Source organism: Occallatibacter savannae (genome assembly GCF_003131205.1).
GTDB classification, from domain to species: Bacteria; Acidobacteriota; Terriglobia; order Terriglobales; family Acidobacteriaceae; genus Telmatobacter; species Telmatobacter savannae.
This window is the reverse complement of the sequence record NZ_QFFY01000001.1, coordinates 1,598,748-1,613,261: the sequence shown is the minus strand read 5'-3', so window position 1 is coordinate 1,613,261 and position 14,514 is coordinate 1,598,748. Positions and strand designations below refer to the sequence as shown.

The 14,514-nt window shown below is 61.6% G+C and carries 13 protein-coding genes; 7 read left to right on the top strand and 6 right to left on the bottom strand.

Annotation, left to right across the window (positions count from 1 at the left end):
* Window positions 1–89: 89 nt before the first annotated feature.
* Entirely contained in the window at window positions 90–1,769 is a 1,680-nt protein-coding gene (locus tag DHV10_RS07135; protein WP_109485547.1) for a PilZ domain-containing protein, read from the top strand.
* Between the two features lie 117 nt (window positions 1,770–1,886).
* Window positions 1,887–2,414: a dihydrofolate reductase family protein gene (locus DHV10_RS07130; protein WP_109485546.1), complete on the top strand. Its 528-nt coding sequence runs from the start codon at window positions 1,887–1,889 to the stop codon at window positions 2,412–2,414.
* A 59-nt stretch (window positions 2,415–2,473) separates the two neighbouring features.
* On the opposite strand, the gene DHV10_RS07125 is transcribed toward DHV10_RS07130, so the two are convergent.
* The 5 genes from DHV10_RS07125 to DHV10_RS07105 form a co-directional block, all read right to left on the bottom strand.
* Window positions 2,474–3,070, bottom strand: coding sequence for a hypothetical protein (locus tag DHV10_RS07125; protein ID WP_109485545.1), 597 nt, complete (start codon window positions 3,068–3,070; stop codon window positions 2,474–2,476).
* Window positions 3,071–3,225: 155 nt separating this feature from the next.
* Window positions 3,226–4,851 (bottom strand): carboxypeptidase regulatory-like domain-containing protein, encoded by a 1,626-nt coding sequence (locus DHV10_RS07120; RefSeq protein ID WP_109485544.1) that lies wholly within the window; start codon window positions 4,849–4,851, stop codon window positions 3,226–3,228.
* A complete protein-coding gene (locus DHV10_RS07115) occupies window positions 4,848–6,632 on the bottom strand; it encodes an MSCRAMM family protein (protein ID WP_162601280.1) in 1,785 nt (594 codons plus the stop codon). The genes DHV10_RS07120 and DHV10_RS07115 overlap by 4 nt, the downstream gene beginning before the upstream one ends.
* A gap of 79 nt (window positions 6,633–6,711) precedes the next feature.
* The gene (locus DHV10_RS07110; RefSeq protein ID WP_109485750.1) at window positions 6,712–7,092 is read right to left on the bottom strand and encodes an MmcQ/YjbR family DNA-binding protein; all 381 of its coding nucleotides are present in this window, start codon (window positions 7,090–7,092) and stop codon (window positions 6,712–6,714) included.
* Window positions 7,093–7,132: 40 nt separating this feature from the next.
* Entirely contained in the window at window positions 7,133–7,717 is a 585-nt protein-coding gene (locus DHV10_RS07105; protein WP_109485542.1) for a YybH family protein, read from the bottom strand.
* A 221-nt stretch (window positions 7,718–7,938) separates the two neighbouring features.
* On the opposite strand from DHV10_RS07105, the gene dxs reads away from it, so the two are divergent.
* Both dxs and DHV10_RS07095 read left to right on the top strand, forming a co-directional pair.
* A complete protein-coding gene (gene dxs / locus DHV10_RS07100) occupies window positions 7,939–9,828 on the top strand; it encodes a 1-deoxy-D-xylulose-5-phosphate synthase (protein WP_109485541.1) in 1,890 nt (629 codons plus the stop codon).
* Between the two features lie 42 nt (window positions 9,829–9,870).
* On the top strand, window positions 9,871–11,334 hold the full coding sequence (locus tag DHV10_RS07095; protein WP_162601279.1) for an amidohydrolase family protein: 1,464 nt from the start codon (window positions 9,871–9,873) through the stop codon (window positions 11,332–11,334).
* A 12-nt stretch (window positions 11,335–11,346) separates the two neighbouring features.
* Here the strand turns inward: DHV10_RS07095 and DHV10_RS07090 are convergent, their stop codons facing one another.
* On the bottom strand, window positions 11,347–11,889 hold the full coding sequence (locus DHV10_RS07090; RefSeq protein WP_162601278.1) for an SRPBCC family protein: 543 nt from the start codon (window positions 11,887–11,889) through the stop codon (window positions 11,347–11,349).
* Between the two features lie 312 nt (window positions 11,890–12,201).
* Here DHV10_RS07090 and DHV10_RS07085 point away from each other — a divergent pair, with 312 nt between their 5' ends.
* The 3 genes from DHV10_RS07085 to rsmH all read left to right on the top strand — a co-directional run bounded on the left by DHV10_RS07085 (window position 12,202) and on the right by rsmH (window position 14,435).
* On the top strand, window positions 12,202–12,651 hold the full coding sequence (locus DHV10_RS07085) for a DUF2127 domain-containing protein (protein WP_162601277.1): 450 nt from the start codon (window positions 12,202–12,204) through the stop codon (window positions 12,649–12,651).
* 398 nt (window positions 12,652–13,049) lie between these two features.
* A complete protein-coding gene (locus DHV10_RS07080; RefSeq protein ID WP_109485537.1) occupies window positions 13,050–13,499 on the top strand; it encodes a division/cell wall cluster transcriptional repressor MraZ in 450 nt (149 codons plus the stop codon).
* A gap of 24 nt (window positions 13,500–13,523) precedes the next feature.
* Window positions 13,524–14,435, top strand: a complete 912-nt coding sequence (rsmH, locus tag DHV10_RS07075) for a 16S rRNA (cytosine(1402)-N(4))-methyltransferase RsmH (RefSeq protein ID WP_109485536.1) — start codon at window positions 13,524–13,526, stop codon at window positions 14,433–14,435.
* Window positions 14,436–14,514: the final 79 nt, after the last annotated feature.

Sequence of the window (14,514 nt, the reverse complement as noted above, 5' to 3'; positions counted from 1 at the left end):
CTTTTTGCTTTATTGCCTTGGGTCCGCATGCGAGGGCGCATCATTCTCGCCACAATGTCCTTCCGTCTCCGCTCACCCCAAGAGGAGCCATGGACCCCGCAAGCTATTGCGTCTATAACGCGACCCGGAACGCTCTGCTCAGCGAGCGTGTCATCTCCGTTTCCGAGCCGCAGACGCCTGCCCAATTGCTTGCTCTCGTGATGAACGGGCCCGGTCGCGACCCGCACTTTTGTATCCGCCTGAACAATGTTGCGGTTGCGCCAGAGATACCGCGCCTGTTCGCGTTTGACGTCGCCTATCTCGATTCGGAGCAGAGGATCCTGGCGATTGCCGACGTGGGTCCGGGCACGCCGTTCCCGCCGATCAGCGAGGAGGTCACCACGATTCTGTTCCTGTCGGACCAGCTCCTCCCCAACTCCAACAGCGAACCGGGGGACATCATCCGCATCTGCACCGGGGCCGAGCTCGCCGCACTCCTGAGAGCAGCAGCCCAGTTTCAGGCGATTGACTCGCCTCCGCACCGGTTCGAGTCGGCTATGCCGCAAGCGACGCCCGATCCTTTCGATGGTTCGCTGATCTATCTGCCAACTTCGGGAACGCCGCAGGTCCGCGAGATGTTTGTTTCACCGGCGGCGCGATCGCCGGAGCTCGTCGACAGGATGCAGAGCAAGCCATTGCTCCCCGACCCGTTCGCTTCAGTCGGAGAGGTGGAAATTCCAATCGAGCAGGCTCTCGAGCAAACGGTCCTAAGTGACGAGGTCGACGACGCGTCCGTAGCAATGGAGCCCATCACGATTTTGCAAGCTGGGCCATCTCCGCAAGAGACTCCGCCGGCCGCACGCTTTTCCGAGAGTGCTTTATCTCCGGCGCCCTCTGAAGCGGCGAACCAGGAGGAAGCCCGGCAAACGCAAACCCCAGCTCCTTCCCAACTGCCGTTCAATCTCCGGGCTGTGATCGAACTGGTCGACGAGCAGCTTCGCCGGGAGCAGCGGCAGGAGGAGGAAGCGGCGTCGCACATTCGGGAGCCGAATGAAGCTGCCCGGGAACCGTTGCCTCATTTTGGCGTGTCAGCGAACGAACAATCCGCGCAGCAGCGTTCCGAAGCAGCGGAGATGACGACGACCCCTGCCCCGTTAAAGACAAGGGCCGAGACGAGGCCGATCGTGGAGTCTCCGCCGATTGAACCGCCGCCTCTGACGCCGGCTGCGCCAGAGCTCGTCCCGCCGCCTGCGCCATTTGCTCCACCGCCCGCGGCCGCTGAAGCTGGGGTAAACACGACGCTTCCTGTGGAACCAGCTCCGGCGGCCGCCCCTGAGCCGGCGCGCGTGGTTGGCATCCCCGCAAAAGAGAAGCTGCCATTTGCTGCTCGTGTTCAACGCTGGCTATCGGGTGAGTCTGTCTCGCTGAATGGCAACCGGCGGCGTGGCCAGCGGGTGGCCATGTCCGGGCTGGTAGCGTTCTACTTCACCGGCGGCGCGCCCAAGCCACACGAGATTGTGAACATCAGCAGCAGCGGTCTCTACCTTCGCAGCAAAGAGCTGTGGTCGCCCAATACTCTGGTGCGCATGACACTGGAGCGCGAGGATGCCGCAGGCGCCGAGAAGAGATCGATCAGCGTGCTGGCGCGGGTTGTCCGCGTGGACGAGGGCGGTATCGGGCATGAGTTCGTCACCACCGAGGTGCTGGCGCGGTTGAACGCGCGGGACTTCCTGCCGTCGCAGGGAACGAATCGTAAGGAACTGGACAGGTTTCTGGCGAGCTCAAAGTAGACTTCGCTGCGATTCATTGCTGCTGGTCCGCTTCTTACAAACGATTGACCTTGGTACCGCGGTTTCGAAATCCCGGCGTACACTTCAGCTACGCAACAGGGCAGCTTCGGAGAGTGCATGCGCGATCTCGTTTACAGCGTCGCAGCCAGTCTGGATGGATACATCGCCGGACCAAATGGAGAATTCGACTGGATTGTTCAAGACCCCACGATCGACTTTGGAGAGGTTTTTCGCCAGTTCGACACCGCAGTGATGGGGCGCGTCTGCTTCGAAGAGATGCTGCGGCTGGGCCGGTCTCCGAAAGACCTCGGCATGAAGGTCTTCGTAGCTTCCACCACGCTCGATCCGGCGCAGCATCCTGACGTGACTGTTGTTTCAGCAGACCTGGCTGGAACTGTCTCTGAACTTAAGCGCACATCCGGCAAGGCCATCTGGCTTTTCGGCGGAGGCATCACGTTCCGAAGCCTGCTCGACTCGGGACTGGTGGATCGCGTGGAGGTCTCAGTTATCCCCATCCTGCTCGGCGGCGGAGTGCCTCTCGTTCCTCCTGGCCGCCGCTCGCCTCTCATCTTCAAAGATTCGCGGACTTTTCCGAGCGGCATCATCTGCCTCAACTACTGCGTTGCTACGCAGCCGCAAATCTGAGCGCAAAACAAAAGGCGGAGCGTGTTGGCTCCGCCTGATGAGTGATCTCTGGAAAGAAGTTAGAAGTGATAGACCAGTCCGATGCCCGCGCGCGCATTCCAGCGCATGTGCGATGAGAAGCCGGGTTGATAGGGCTGAAGCGTGAAGGATGAGCCGATGTCGTCGCCAAACGCCCGGACCGACCAGCGCGCACTGCGGTTGTAATCGACGCCAATGCCAAAGCCGCCCGCGAACGAGATGTCGGGCTGAATGGAAACGCCTCCGGTGTGCTCGCCTCCGAACAGGCCCTCTGCGTACCCGCTCCACTTCTCGAAGAGGTTGCCGCGAATCACCGGCCCCACCATCACCATGTCGACCTTGGGGCTGCCCGGGTTTTTCGACGTCACGTTGTACGCGTAGTAGCCGCCGTCGGCCTTGATGCCGAAGTGGTCGCCGAAGTAGCGGGTGACCGAGGCGCTGACGCCCTGCAGACCGCTACGCGACAGGTTCACCTGGTTCAAGCTCGTGTACCCGTATCCGACATAAGCCTCGTACTTGTAAACCGGGCCCGTGACATCCTTCGGCGGCTTCTCCGGCGCGATCTGGCCTACGGCAGCCATCGGTACAACGAGGGCCGAAGCCACGGCCAGAATCGAAAGCAGCAACTTGCTCTTCAATGCAAAATCTCCTTCACATCCACCCTGCGCATCGCGCAGGGTAAGGGACACTCGATGCCGTCAGAGCAGCGGTTGCCGCTCTCGCCCATAGAGGTCCGCAATCAGTTCGGTACCTGTCTAGACTAATTGCTCCACCCCGGTTCCACGAAGCCCGCTCACCGCTGCTGGACCGCGACAGGCGCGGGCAATTTGATCACCTTGCCTGAGTTTCCTGACACTGTGACGTTTGTCCCCGCGCGAAGATAGCGCTGCATCACTGGATAGCTGGCCCAATCGAGCGGCCATCCATCCTGAATGGCCACTGCGGTGTAGGCTCCGGGTGCAACGTCGCGGAAGGCAAAGCTTCCGTCGGAGTCTGACTGGTCGCGGCGGGTCAGGCTCTTCCACTGCGCCGGATCGCGGGGCAGCAGAACCATCATGACGCCGGCGATGCCTTTTCCGTCCTTCTTTGCGAAGCCGTCGATGCGGGTGTCGGCGGCGCTCACGGTGATGGTCAGCGCGGGACCGCCCTCGCGCAACGTCAGCGTGTTGCCGGCTTGCTGTTTTAGTCCGACGGCAGTTGCAACGACAGGCAGCGCCTTGTCTCCTGCGGTGGCGAGCACCTCGTAGTCGCCGGGCGGGACGGGCATGAACGTGAATCGCCCTGCGCGCGCTTCTGTGGCGAACTGCGCCTGTCCCGCGCCTCCATCGAGGCGATTGAGCGTGAGCGTCATCTCTTCGGGCAACGCGGAGCCGGCAATCATCCGTACCACTCCTTTGACGGCGCTGGCCGCGGCTCCGGCATCGGCATCGATCTGCTGGTTCGCGCTCAGGTCGACGTCCATGACACGCTGCGGCTCGCCCATGGCGAGTTCGTAGCGGCCGGGAGCGACTCCGCCGAGCTCGAGTGTGCGGCCCTGCGCGCCGCCGAAGAAATCGCCCGAGCTCTGCGTGTCGATCACGGTTCCAAATGCAATGCGCTGCAACTGCGGAACTACGACGCTGCCGTCGGCGCGCTCCGGAGCGGGGATGGAGATATGGAGCGAAGGCACGGCGTGCATGCTGATGTTGATCTCCTGCCGCATACCGCCGGCGAGCTCGATGGGTGTTGCCGCGCGCTCGTCGGTGGTGGAGTCGAAGAACGTGACCGGGTACACGACATCGAGGGCGCTGTTCTTTTTGGCGGCCGCACCGCTGTGCACCGCGTACCAGGGCTCGGCAGAGACGGCGAGCATGTACTCACCGGAGGCGAGGTCGCCGATTTCGTATTCGCCGGTATCGTCCGTCTGCGCACCCCCGGCACGCTCAATCTTCTGCCCGTCGCGCTTCGAACGCTTGAACAGCATCACGCTCGCACCGGCCACGGGCTCGCCATCATCGCTGGTGACGACTCCGTGGAGAACGGCGTTAGGCATCAGCTTGTAGTCGAGATGCGTTGTGTCCTGATCGGGCCCGGTGACGATGGATGTGGCAAATTCATCGTGCTCATCGTAAGAGGCGGTGCGAAATCCACGCTTGGAGGCGGTGAGCTGATACTTTGCCGCGGGCAGGTGAGGGAGCAGGAAATGCCCGTCGGCATCGGTGGTGCTGGTACCTGCGGTGTGTCCCGTCGCATCCATGGCCTGCACCAGGGCGCGCCGGACCGGCTCTCCGGTGGCTGCATTCGAAAGGATGCCGGCGATTCGAAACTGCCCGGTTGCTGCCGCTGGCGCCGGCGGCTGAGCCTGCGCTGTTGCGAGTGCAGGGATGAGCACCGCCGCTACGCAGGCCAGTATCCACAGATTTGCAACGAGGCGCCTCATCTTTGCGGCACCTCAACGGCAAGCTCCGCTTCGGCGTTGGATTCGAGGGAAACAGCCTGGCTGGGCAGGGCGGCGAGCACTTCGGGATTTCGGTATTCAAGAGCGACCGGCCGGTCGAATGTGTATACGCGGTAGGTTCCGGGAGTGAGCCCGGTCAGCATCACGCGCCCGCCGCTGGACAGGCGAAGAGTCTGCGGAACGACGGCCTGAGTCGAATCGAAATCGGGAACGACGTAAACGGTGAAAGCGCGTTCCTCGCCGGCGCTGTATCCCAGTGAGCCCGGCAGTGAGAGCGTCAGCCTTGCGCAGTCGTCACGCAAACTCAGTGTCAATGGAGCGGTAGTTCCTGTTACGCCGAGCACGAGCGGCTCGCGTGCCAGGCTTGCTCCGCCCGCGGTGAAGGAGGACTCGCACATGGTGCGCGGCCCGATGGCTGTGCTCGCCCAGTACGAACCGGCCGGCACTGCGTTCGTCTGCAGCGGTCCTGTGGCTGGGCCTTCGGCGTAGCTGGTGACCATGCCGTCGGAGAGCCAGCCGCCCGTCTGCGTGAGGGTGATGAAGACCGGGGGATCGTTATACGCATCGCGCGCAGCCGGATTCGAAGGCGCTTGCGCTGTCCGCGTGCGCGATAAGCTCACCTGGATCGGGCTGCTTCCGGCTGCGGCCATGGAAAGATGAAGGCTGGTCACCGGTTGCGCGGCAACGGTAAAGCTCACCTGGCCCGCAAAACCGCGCGTCCCGAGCGGGGTCAATTCAGATCGATTCGCATTGCGTGTTGCTGCGATGTGAAGGACGCGGGAAGCCATTGACGCGTTGAGCGAGTAACTACCCTCCGGCAGCAGGGCCTGCGCTGAGTGCGTTGAAGCGTCGTACTGTGCGCTGTAGGGAAGCGCGTTGCCCTGTGCGTCCAGTACCTGCACGGAGATGTTGTCTGCCGTTCTGGGTATCGTCACCGCGGCCACGACCGGCTGAAACGGCTCGAGGGTCAGGGCGATGTTGGCCTGGGCCTGCTCGCCGCCGTGCAGCTGGATCTTCGCTGCGCTGCCGAGGTCTCGCGCATCCGGATAGAAGACGCTTGCGTATCCGGCACGCGCCGATCTTGCGGCAGAGCCCACCTGCACAAAGCCAGGCGCGTCGCTCTCCATCGCGGGCATGGTGTAGACCGCATACTGTCCGTCGGTCAGACCGCCGAACCGGTAAGCGCCTTCGCTGTTGGTGCGAGCGGTTCCGGTTTCCTGCCACACGGCGCGTCCGTCGCGGATGGTGCGGCGGAGAAGCGTTACCTGGATGCCCTCGGCTACATCGCCGGTAGAGAGCTGAATCTGCCCGCGTATCGAGTTGGCCGGTTCCATGGTGAAGACCACGTCACCCATCTCTGCCGCGACGATCACGTTGTGGCCATAGCCATGCGCGTTCCACGCGATGCTGTCTGCGGCGGCTTCGGCCTCGTCCAGATATCCGGGTTTGGTGATGGTGAACTCCTGTGGCCCGGCCGGGATGTCGGCGATCTCAAATCTTCCGTCCCCATCCGTGAGTGCGCCGTTCGAAGCGTCGCCGCCGATGCGAACGAGCGCGTGCGGCAGCGGATCGCCGGACGCGCCCACGCGCACGATCCCGTGGACGGTGATGGTTTGATTGGAAACCTGCCCAGGGGCTTGTTGGGCTCGGGCGCTCGGGGCGGCGAGTCCGAGCAGCAGAAAGCAAGCAACGGCGAACGTGAGTGCGAGCCCGCACGAAGTTCTACATGCGCCGCTGTCGCCGTTGAGATGTCTGCGAACCACCACTCCCCATTCTGACGGCTCGCGATGGGGAAGGGAATCACCGGACCGGATTGCTCGACCCGTCGTTCTTCGCGTCACTCTAATCACGCCCAAGCTGCTGCACAAGCTTCTTCGGCGCCATCTGCTCGTAGCTGCCGCGCACCAGTTCCTGCACTTCGCTCCAGTCGACGGTTGCGCGATCGAGGCGGAGCGCCACCCATCCGCGCGGGCCGATGTAGGCCGGCATATAGAACCTGCGCGGATTCGCTTCGATCAGCCGCTTGTTGTCGGCCGCCAGCACCTTACAGCAGACACTGACGATTCCGTCGCCATGATGATCGTTCAGGTAGTACGCGAATGTTTTCTTACCCACCTTGAACGCCACATGCCCGTGCATCTCCTCCATTGCGGCGCCGGGTAGAGCAAGGCAGATCTTCGTGAGCTTCTGGAGCCGTTCTCGATTTCGTTTTGCGTCGATCATCGGCGACCTCCAGGAAGCCTCACACGTGGTAGAGCGTTCCTCATGAGTTCGGCAGCTTGCAGCAGTCTCCCTCCGCGGCCGGCTCGTTGGCACCTGCGTCGAGGACGACCTTCCAGCTCCCGTCGGGCTGCTTGCGCCAGATCGTCATATAACGCCCGGACGTCAGTACCGGATTTCCGCTCGCATCTTTGCTGCGGCCCTCGAAGTGGCCCCAGGTGTAGCCCATGTCGCCGAAGGGGCCCATCTGCGCGTCGGTTGGCGTCCATGTCAGCTGGTACACCTGCGGAGCCCAGTTCGCCGACTTTTCGATCGCCACGCGACCGATCACAGGCGGCTGCCCATTGCCAAGCGCCACGCCGTCCTCCGCAAACCAGGATGCGAACCCGGCACCTCCGCGCTCTTTTGTGTCCCTGGCGAATCGCGCTTCGAGGTCGTAGAGCAGCACCTTGCCGGGCTTGGCCGTCGGATCCATCAGCGGATTGGGCGTGCTCTGCTCGACGCCACCCCCGGGTAGTCCAATCTGGCCCCAGCCCTGCCTCGCGCCGCAAACCGCCAGCGCCCCTGCCAACACCAGACCCAGCCTAAGCCGCCATTGCATTCTCAATCCGTTCATGTGCTTCCCCATCTCTTCCTCAGAATGCTACAACTCACCCCGGCCCAGCCGCCGCGACCAAACCACTTTGCCCTAATCAAAGCAATACCTTAGCGCCGTTTTCGCGTCTAACGACAGCGCGCCGGAGTTGCCTGATTGGTATACTCATCTCTGGCGAACCCGGTGCAGATTCGACCAGATTCTCCCGCTCCGGTTGCCCTTGAAATCCCGGCTCTTCCGGTGGAAAGGAACATATGGGTTCATTGCTTGAAACCATCCATTCACCGGCCGACCTAAAGCGCTTGGACCCCGACGAGATGACGGCCCTTGCGGCCGAGATCCGCGCCTTTCTCATCCAGACCCTTTCAAAAACCGGCGGCCACCTCGGCCCCAATCTCGGCGTAGTCGAACTCACGCTGGCGCTCCACACCGTCTTCGACACTCCCGCCGATCGCTTCGTCTTCGACGTCAGCCACCAGGCGTACATCCACAAGATCCTGACCGGCCGCCTCGATCGCTTTGAGACTATCCGCCAGCCTGGCGGACTCAACGGCTTCATGCTCCGCACCGAGAGCGAGCACGACAGCTACGGGGCAGGGCATGCCGGGACCGCTCTTTCCGCGGCGCTTGGCATGGCCGTGGCACGCGACCTTGCCGGAGGCAGAGAGAACGTCATCGCGGTCGCCGGAGACGCCGCGTTCACCAATGGCATTTCGTTCGAGGCGCTGAACAACATCGCCGAGCAGACCCGGCGGCTCATCATCGTTCTCAACGACAATGAGTGGTCCATCGATCGCAACGTCGGCGCCATCGCGCGCTACTTCACGCGCATCGTGACCAATGAACGGTATAACCGCCTGCACGACTCCGCCAAACGCATCGTTGAAAAGATCGGCGGCAAAACCGCGGTCGAAGTTGTCCGCCGCGCCGAAGAGGCCGCCAAGAGCATGCTGTGGCCCTCAATCATGTTCGAAGAGTTCGGCCTAACGTACTATGGCCCCATCGATGGCCACAACCTGCCGCTGCTGATTGAGACATTCAAATTTCTCAAGACGGAGAATCGGCCGGTACTGCTGCACGTCCTCACGCAGAAGGGCAGGGGGTTCCAGCCTGCGCTGGACGGCCAGAAGAAATTCCATGGCCTCGGGCCGTACGATCCCGAGACCGGCCTCACCAAGCCCGCAGGTGTTCCGACGTACGCCGAAGCCTTCGCCACTTCGCTGGCCAAACTCGCCGACAAGGACGAGCGTGTAGTTGCGATTACCGCGGCCATGCCGAACGGCACAGGGCTCGATCTCTTTCGCCCGCATCATCCGAAGCGCTACTTCGACGTGGGCATCGCCGAGGAGCACGCGGTGATTTTCGCCGCCGGAATGGCCACGCGCGGCTTCCGCCCCTACTGCGCCATCTACTCCACGTTCCTTCAGCGCGCATTCGATCCCATCGTTCACGACGTGGCGCTGCAGAAGCTGCCGGTTGTCTTCTGCATGGATCGCGCTGGTCTCTCCGGGGACGACGGCCCAACGCATCACGGTCTGTTCGACATCAGCTATCTGCGCGGCGTCCCAGATATGGTTCTGATGGCGCCGAAGGACGAAGACGAACTAGCAGACATGATGGCTACCGCGCTCACCATCGATGGCCCCAGCGCAATTCGCTATCCGCGCGGCGCAGTCGCCGACGTGCAGTGCAAGCCCGAGCCGCAGGTGCTTCCGATTGGGAAGGCAGAAGTCCTGTCAGACGGATCGGACGTGGCGATCCTCGGCCTCGGGCCCATGACCGCCTACGCGCGCGAACTCGCCGACCGCCTTCAGCGCGACGGCCTCTCCGCCGCGGTCATCAATCCGCGCTTCGTGAAGCCCATCGATCGCGAGCTCATCGCGCAGTACGCCCGCCGCGTCGCCGCCTTCGTCACCTTTGAAGATCATGTGAAGATGGGCGGCTTCGGTTCCGCCGTTCTCGAAGCATTGCAGGAACTCGGCTGCTCCGTTCCGGTAGTTCGCATCGGGTGGCCCGATCACTTCATCGAGCACGGAAAGATCGAGTCCCTTCGAGCGAAATACGGCCTCACTGTCGATGAGGCTTACAACCAGCTCCAGCCTTTCCTGCGCTCCCGCAAGCGCCCGACGCTCGTCGCAAGCTGATCGGACGCGATGTGGTCTAATCCTCAAGACAGCGCTTTTCGTATGCAATCATTCCGCAACCTGCTGGCACTGATCGTCTTGCTCGCCGCCGGCACGGCACTGGCGCAGAACCCGACGCCTCCAGCTTCGGCAAAGCCTCCGCTCGTCCTTCTCGGCGGCACCATCGTAAACGTCAGCGACTGGGGCCGTTCGGCACTCGACCAGCAGAACTCCATCGTGATCATCGAGAACGGCAAGATCACGCAGGCCGGTTCGCGCTTTTTGATCGAGACTCCTCCCGACGCCCAGATCATCGACTGTACGGGCAAGTTCCTCGTCCCCGGTCTCGTCGACGGCTTCACCGGCATGAACAGCCAGGCACAGGCCAGCGCCGATCTCTACATGGGCATCACGACGATTGTTGCCAGCAGCGACAATCACCGCGGCCGCATTGACTTCTCCGCGAATCCCAAGCCTCATCTCTATCTGCTCGACTCCGTCGGCACCACCGACAACTGGAGCCTGCTCAACGGCCATGACGATTGGTCGGCGAAGCTGCGCGAAGGCGCCCGCCCGGTCGAACTGAACACCGACGACACGGCGCGGCAGATCGCTGCTACCGCCAAGCTCGGCACACGCGTGCTCTGGCTCGGCTGGGACATCACGGCCGCGAACGCGCAATGGATCATCTCGCGCGCTCACCAGATGGGCTTGGTCACGTACGGCGAGTTCATCTCTACGCCGTACACCGTCGGCATCGACGCGGGAGTGGACGCGCTGCTGCACATGGGCCGCTACGAGATCGGCGTCATCCCCGACGAGCTGCAGCGTCCTCTGGTCAACGATCCGTATGGGGCAGCCGCGTCAACCGCGTACGACTACGCCGAACATCTTCCGCCCACCGATCCTCACTACCGCAACTACGGGCACTTCATCTCCGTGCACCATGCAGCGCTGATGCCCACCTTCAGCCAGTACTACCTCAGCCTTCCGGGACACAGAAATCTCTGGAAGGAGCCGGTCGCGTCGATCCTGAACTCGGCCAATATGTACATGCCCTCTGATCCGGCGACCGGTGAGCTGAACTACCCGCTCGCTCCCTGGACGCGCCACCTGCCGGCAATTGCGACGAGATACATGCAGGAAGGTCAGAGAAAGAAGGCCGATCAGGCCGCGCTCCGTCTGTGGCGTATCAATCAGACGATCGCCGGCGCCTCGCCCCATTACCTGGCTGCCTCCGGCGCGGCCACCATGGGAACGATGCCCGGCATTTCGCTCCACACGGAGCTCGAGATGCTGGTGCGCATCGGGCTCTCTCCGCGTGAAGCTCTTGCAGCCGCGACGAACAACTACGCAATTCAATTTGGCTGGAACGAGCTGGGGCAGATTTCTGCGGGCCGCCGCGCCGACATCCTCGTTCTTGATGCCGACCCCACCGCGAACATCTGGAACGTCCGCCGCATCTCTACCATGCTCCTCGAGGGCAACGTCGTCGATCGCGACGCGCTTCTCAAGCCGCGCAAGTAGCGCAGGCGGCGCTCAAGACGGCTTTCTCGCTTGCGCTGCGAGAATCTGCGGCAGCCGCTCCTGCCTTGTCCGGAACATCTGCTCCATCTGCCGGCGGACGACGCCACCGCCGAGCGCGCCGATGGGCCCGAGCGGCACTTCAAATTCCACTTCATCGGTGACCTCAGTTCCGGCGCGGCCCTGCTGCGTTTTCGTCTGGACACCGTGCGTATGCCGGAAGAAAGCGAACGGTCCGCTGACCTGCTCGTCGCAGAAGTGGTCGAACCAGGCAAACTCGGTGATGCGGGCCACCCAGCTCACGCGCAGCGGGACGAAAGGGGCAGGCTGGAAGCTGAGCTTCATTTCGGTCCCCACGCCCGCTGCGATCGCAGGCGCGGGAAGCAGGGAGGCGGCCGTTCCAGCAGGCGCGGGAGCCTGCACCAGCTTCATGTCATCGATGCGCATCTTCAGCGGTTCGGGCGTGAGAAGCGGCAGGTTGTTCGGGTTGGCGAAGAACCCGAAGACGACCTCAAGCGGGTAGGGAACCCATTGCGATGTGACAAATCGTTGCCGCATTCTCCCCTTCGATAGGTAGGAACTCATGGAACGGCCAAACCGTTGCTCTTCTTGAGAATAAGAGCGCGATCAAACTTTGGATTACCGGGCGTACACTCTCCACTTCAATGGCATCGAAACTTCACGGTAGGCTTGTCGATACGATTTGGCTGACGCGGCTTGTGTTTGCCTCCCCGTGCGGTTGGGAACCGGCAAAGCGATCAGTTAACCTAGACAGGCGGTGTCGGCGTGCAGCAGGCGCTTATAGGGGACTCCATCACTACGGTTTCCGAAAGAACGGTGGAACGGGCTCGGCACACGCGCGGATTGCTGGTGATCGCCGTCTACAAGGTGCTGCTTGCACTCTTCTTTGTAGCGCTCGGCGTCGCGGCCTTGCATCTGCTCAATAAAGACATTGACGACGTCATCAGCCAACTGGGCGACTTCCTTCGCCTCAATCCTGAGTCGAAATTTGTTAATTTTCTGTACGACCACTCGTCGATGATGAGCGAGCCGCTCCTCAAGCGGATCGGACTGCTGGCCTTTGTCTACGCTGCGGTCAGCCTGGCCGAGGGCATCGGCCTATATCTCGAAAAGGCCTGGGCCGAATACCTGACCCTGGGAATCACCGCGTCTTTTCTGCCCTGGGAGATCTTCGAGGTTCTGCACCGGGCTACTTCCGTACGGCTGGCCCTGCTGATCGTGAACTCGGTGATCTTTGTTTACCTGCTCAAGATCGTGGTGGCGCGCCGTCGGCCTGGGCTTGCAGCTGAGACCGAGTAGTTTCGCCCTCGATTCCCGATCTTCGCCTTTATTTCGCCTACACCTTTCCGATTCGTCTGAAAAGGGGCATTCCGTGTCCCGGAACCACAGGCGTAAACACTACCTGTTGTGGTTCTGTATTCCTGTGTCTCTATTAGAGGTTTCCCGGGATGGGAATTCAGGTCCGCTCTGGCGCTAACCCACGAAAGTAACAGGATTTGAACAGATTTTGCCGTTGGAGTGGAAATCTCCTTGGGCTAATATCGTGTCTGAAGTGGAGTGAAGTGGAGCAAACGGGAGCAACCAGCCCGCTTTCACAACAAGAATACCTCCGATTCACCCTCTTCAGAGCAGATTCCGGAAATCAGGCTTCACTCCCGGAACCAGCTTCAGCACCGCGTACGAGGCGAAAGACAGCAATGTTCCGTGGCAATCATCCAGCGAAAGTCGATGAAAAGGGAAGGCTCAAGATGCCTTCTGCTTTCAAGCAGCTGGTCGATGCCTCGAACGTGACCCAGTTTTATGTCACCTCCACGGACGGCAAGTCGGCCGAGATCTGGCCGTTGCCGGAGTGGGAGAAAAGGGAAGAGCAGCTCGCCGAGTCCAGCACGATGGACGACGCGGTTCGCAAATATCTCAACGTGACCAGCTACTACGGACAGCAGGTGGAGATGGATAACCAGGCACGGTTACTCCTCCCCCAGATTCTCCGCAATGCTGCCCAGCTCGATGGTGAAGTGACGGTGTTCGGAATGAGGACCTACCTGGAAGTTCATAACCGCGAGATCTTCGAGCAGAATCTTGCGGCCAATCAGTTGACCGAAGACGACCGCAAAGCAATGGCGGAGATTCTCCGCAAGAAGTCGTAAGTTTCACCCCTCAGGGGGGAGCACATGCCGAAGCAAAGCGAACGTCATGTGCCGGTTCTTTTACAAGATGCGATTGAGCTTCTCAATGTACGCGCAGGAAGCGTCATTGCAGACTGCACACTCGGCTTCGCGGGGCACGCGACGGAAATCATCCGCCGCCTCGGCCCGAATGGACGCCTGATCGGTTTCGATCGAGATCCTGAGGCAATGGAACTTGCCAAGGCTCGCCTCGACCAGGTCGGAGCGGAACTCGGCGATCGGGCACCGCAGATCCAGTTGATCGGCGAGGCATTCAGTTCCATCAGCCGTCATGTCGAACCGGGTTCGCTCGACGGCATACTCGCCGATTTCGGCGTGAGCAGCCTGCAACTGGACGAGGCGCGCAGAGGATTCAGTTTTATGGCGGACGGGCCCTTGGACATGCGTCAGGATACGCGGTCCGGCACTACCGCCGAACAAGTGGTGAATGAGGCGAGCGAGCACGAGCTGGCCGACCTTATTTACGAATACGGAGACGAAAGGAGGTCGCGGAGAATCGCCAGAGCCATTGTGCGCGGGCGGCCAGTTACAACCACCGGGCAGTTAGCACGGATTGTTGCATCAGCCGCCCCACCAATGAAGACCGACAGGATTCACCCGGCAACACGCACCTTCCAGGCGCTCCGGATTTATGTCAATCGAGAGCTGGACGAAATCAGATCGTTACTCGAGGCCGCACCTAAGTTGCTTAAGCCCTCCGGACGAATCGTCGTCATCAGCTTCCAATCGCTGGAAGATCGCATCGCCAAAGATATTCTGCGCGAATACGCGCACAAGGGAACTTTCGAACTGCTGACGAAGAAGCCGATCACAGCAGGCGAAGAAGAAGTGGATCGCAACCCGCGCTCACGCAGCGCAAAGATGCGAGCAGCAGTAAGAACAGCTACTAGCTCTTAGCTACTAGCTATTAGCTCGAAAGAGCGGAATGAAGATTGATCCTCGAGCGGATGTTTACTCCGCTGAGTCGAGAAGAAAG

What these genes read in the sequence shown, in the direction of transcription:
- rsmH (WP_109485536.1), top strand. Translation starts at nt 13,524, where the DNA reads ATGCCGAAGCAAAGCGAACGTCATGTGCCGGTTCTTTTACAAGATGCG.
- DHV10_RS07105 (WP_109485542.1), bottom strand. Translation starts at nt 7,717, where the DNA reads ATGGGGAAGCACATGAACGGATTGAGAATGCAATGGCGGCTTAGGCTG.
- DHV10_RS07130 (WP_109485546.1), top strand. Translation starts at nt 1,887, where the DNA reads ATGCGCGATCTCGTTTACAGCGTCGCAGCCAGTCTGGATGGATACATC.
- DHV10_RS07110 (WP_109485750.1), bottom strand. Translation starts at nt 7,092, where the DNA reads ATGATCGACGCAAAACGAAATCGAGAACGGCTCCAGAAGCTCACGAAG.
- DHV10_RS07120 (WP_109485544.1), bottom strand. Translation starts at nt 4,851, where the DNA reads ATGAGGCGCCTCGTTGCAAATCTGTGGATACTGGCCTGCGTAGCGGCG.
- DHV10_RS07095 (WP_162601279.1), top strand. Translation starts at nt 9,871, where the DNA reads ATGCAATCATTCCGCAACCTGCTGGCACTGATCGTCTTGCTCGCCGCC.
- DHV10_RS07090 (WP_162601278.1), bottom strand. Translation starts at nt 11,889, where the DNA reads ATGCGGCAACGATTTGTCACATCGCAATGGGTTCCCTACCCGCTTGAG.
- DHV10_RS07135 (WP_109485547.1), top strand. Translation starts at nt 90, where the DNA reads ATGGACCCCGCAAGCTATTGCGTCTATAACGCGACCCGGAACGCTCTG.
- dxs (WP_109485541.1), top strand. Translation starts at nt 7,939, where the DNA reads ATGGGTTCATTGCTTGAAACCATCCATTCACCGGCCGACCTAAAGCGC.
- DHV10_RS07080 (WP_109485537.1), top strand. Translation starts at nt 13,050, where the DNA reads ATGTTCCGTGGCAATCATCCAGCGAAAGTCGATGAAAAGGGAAGGCTC.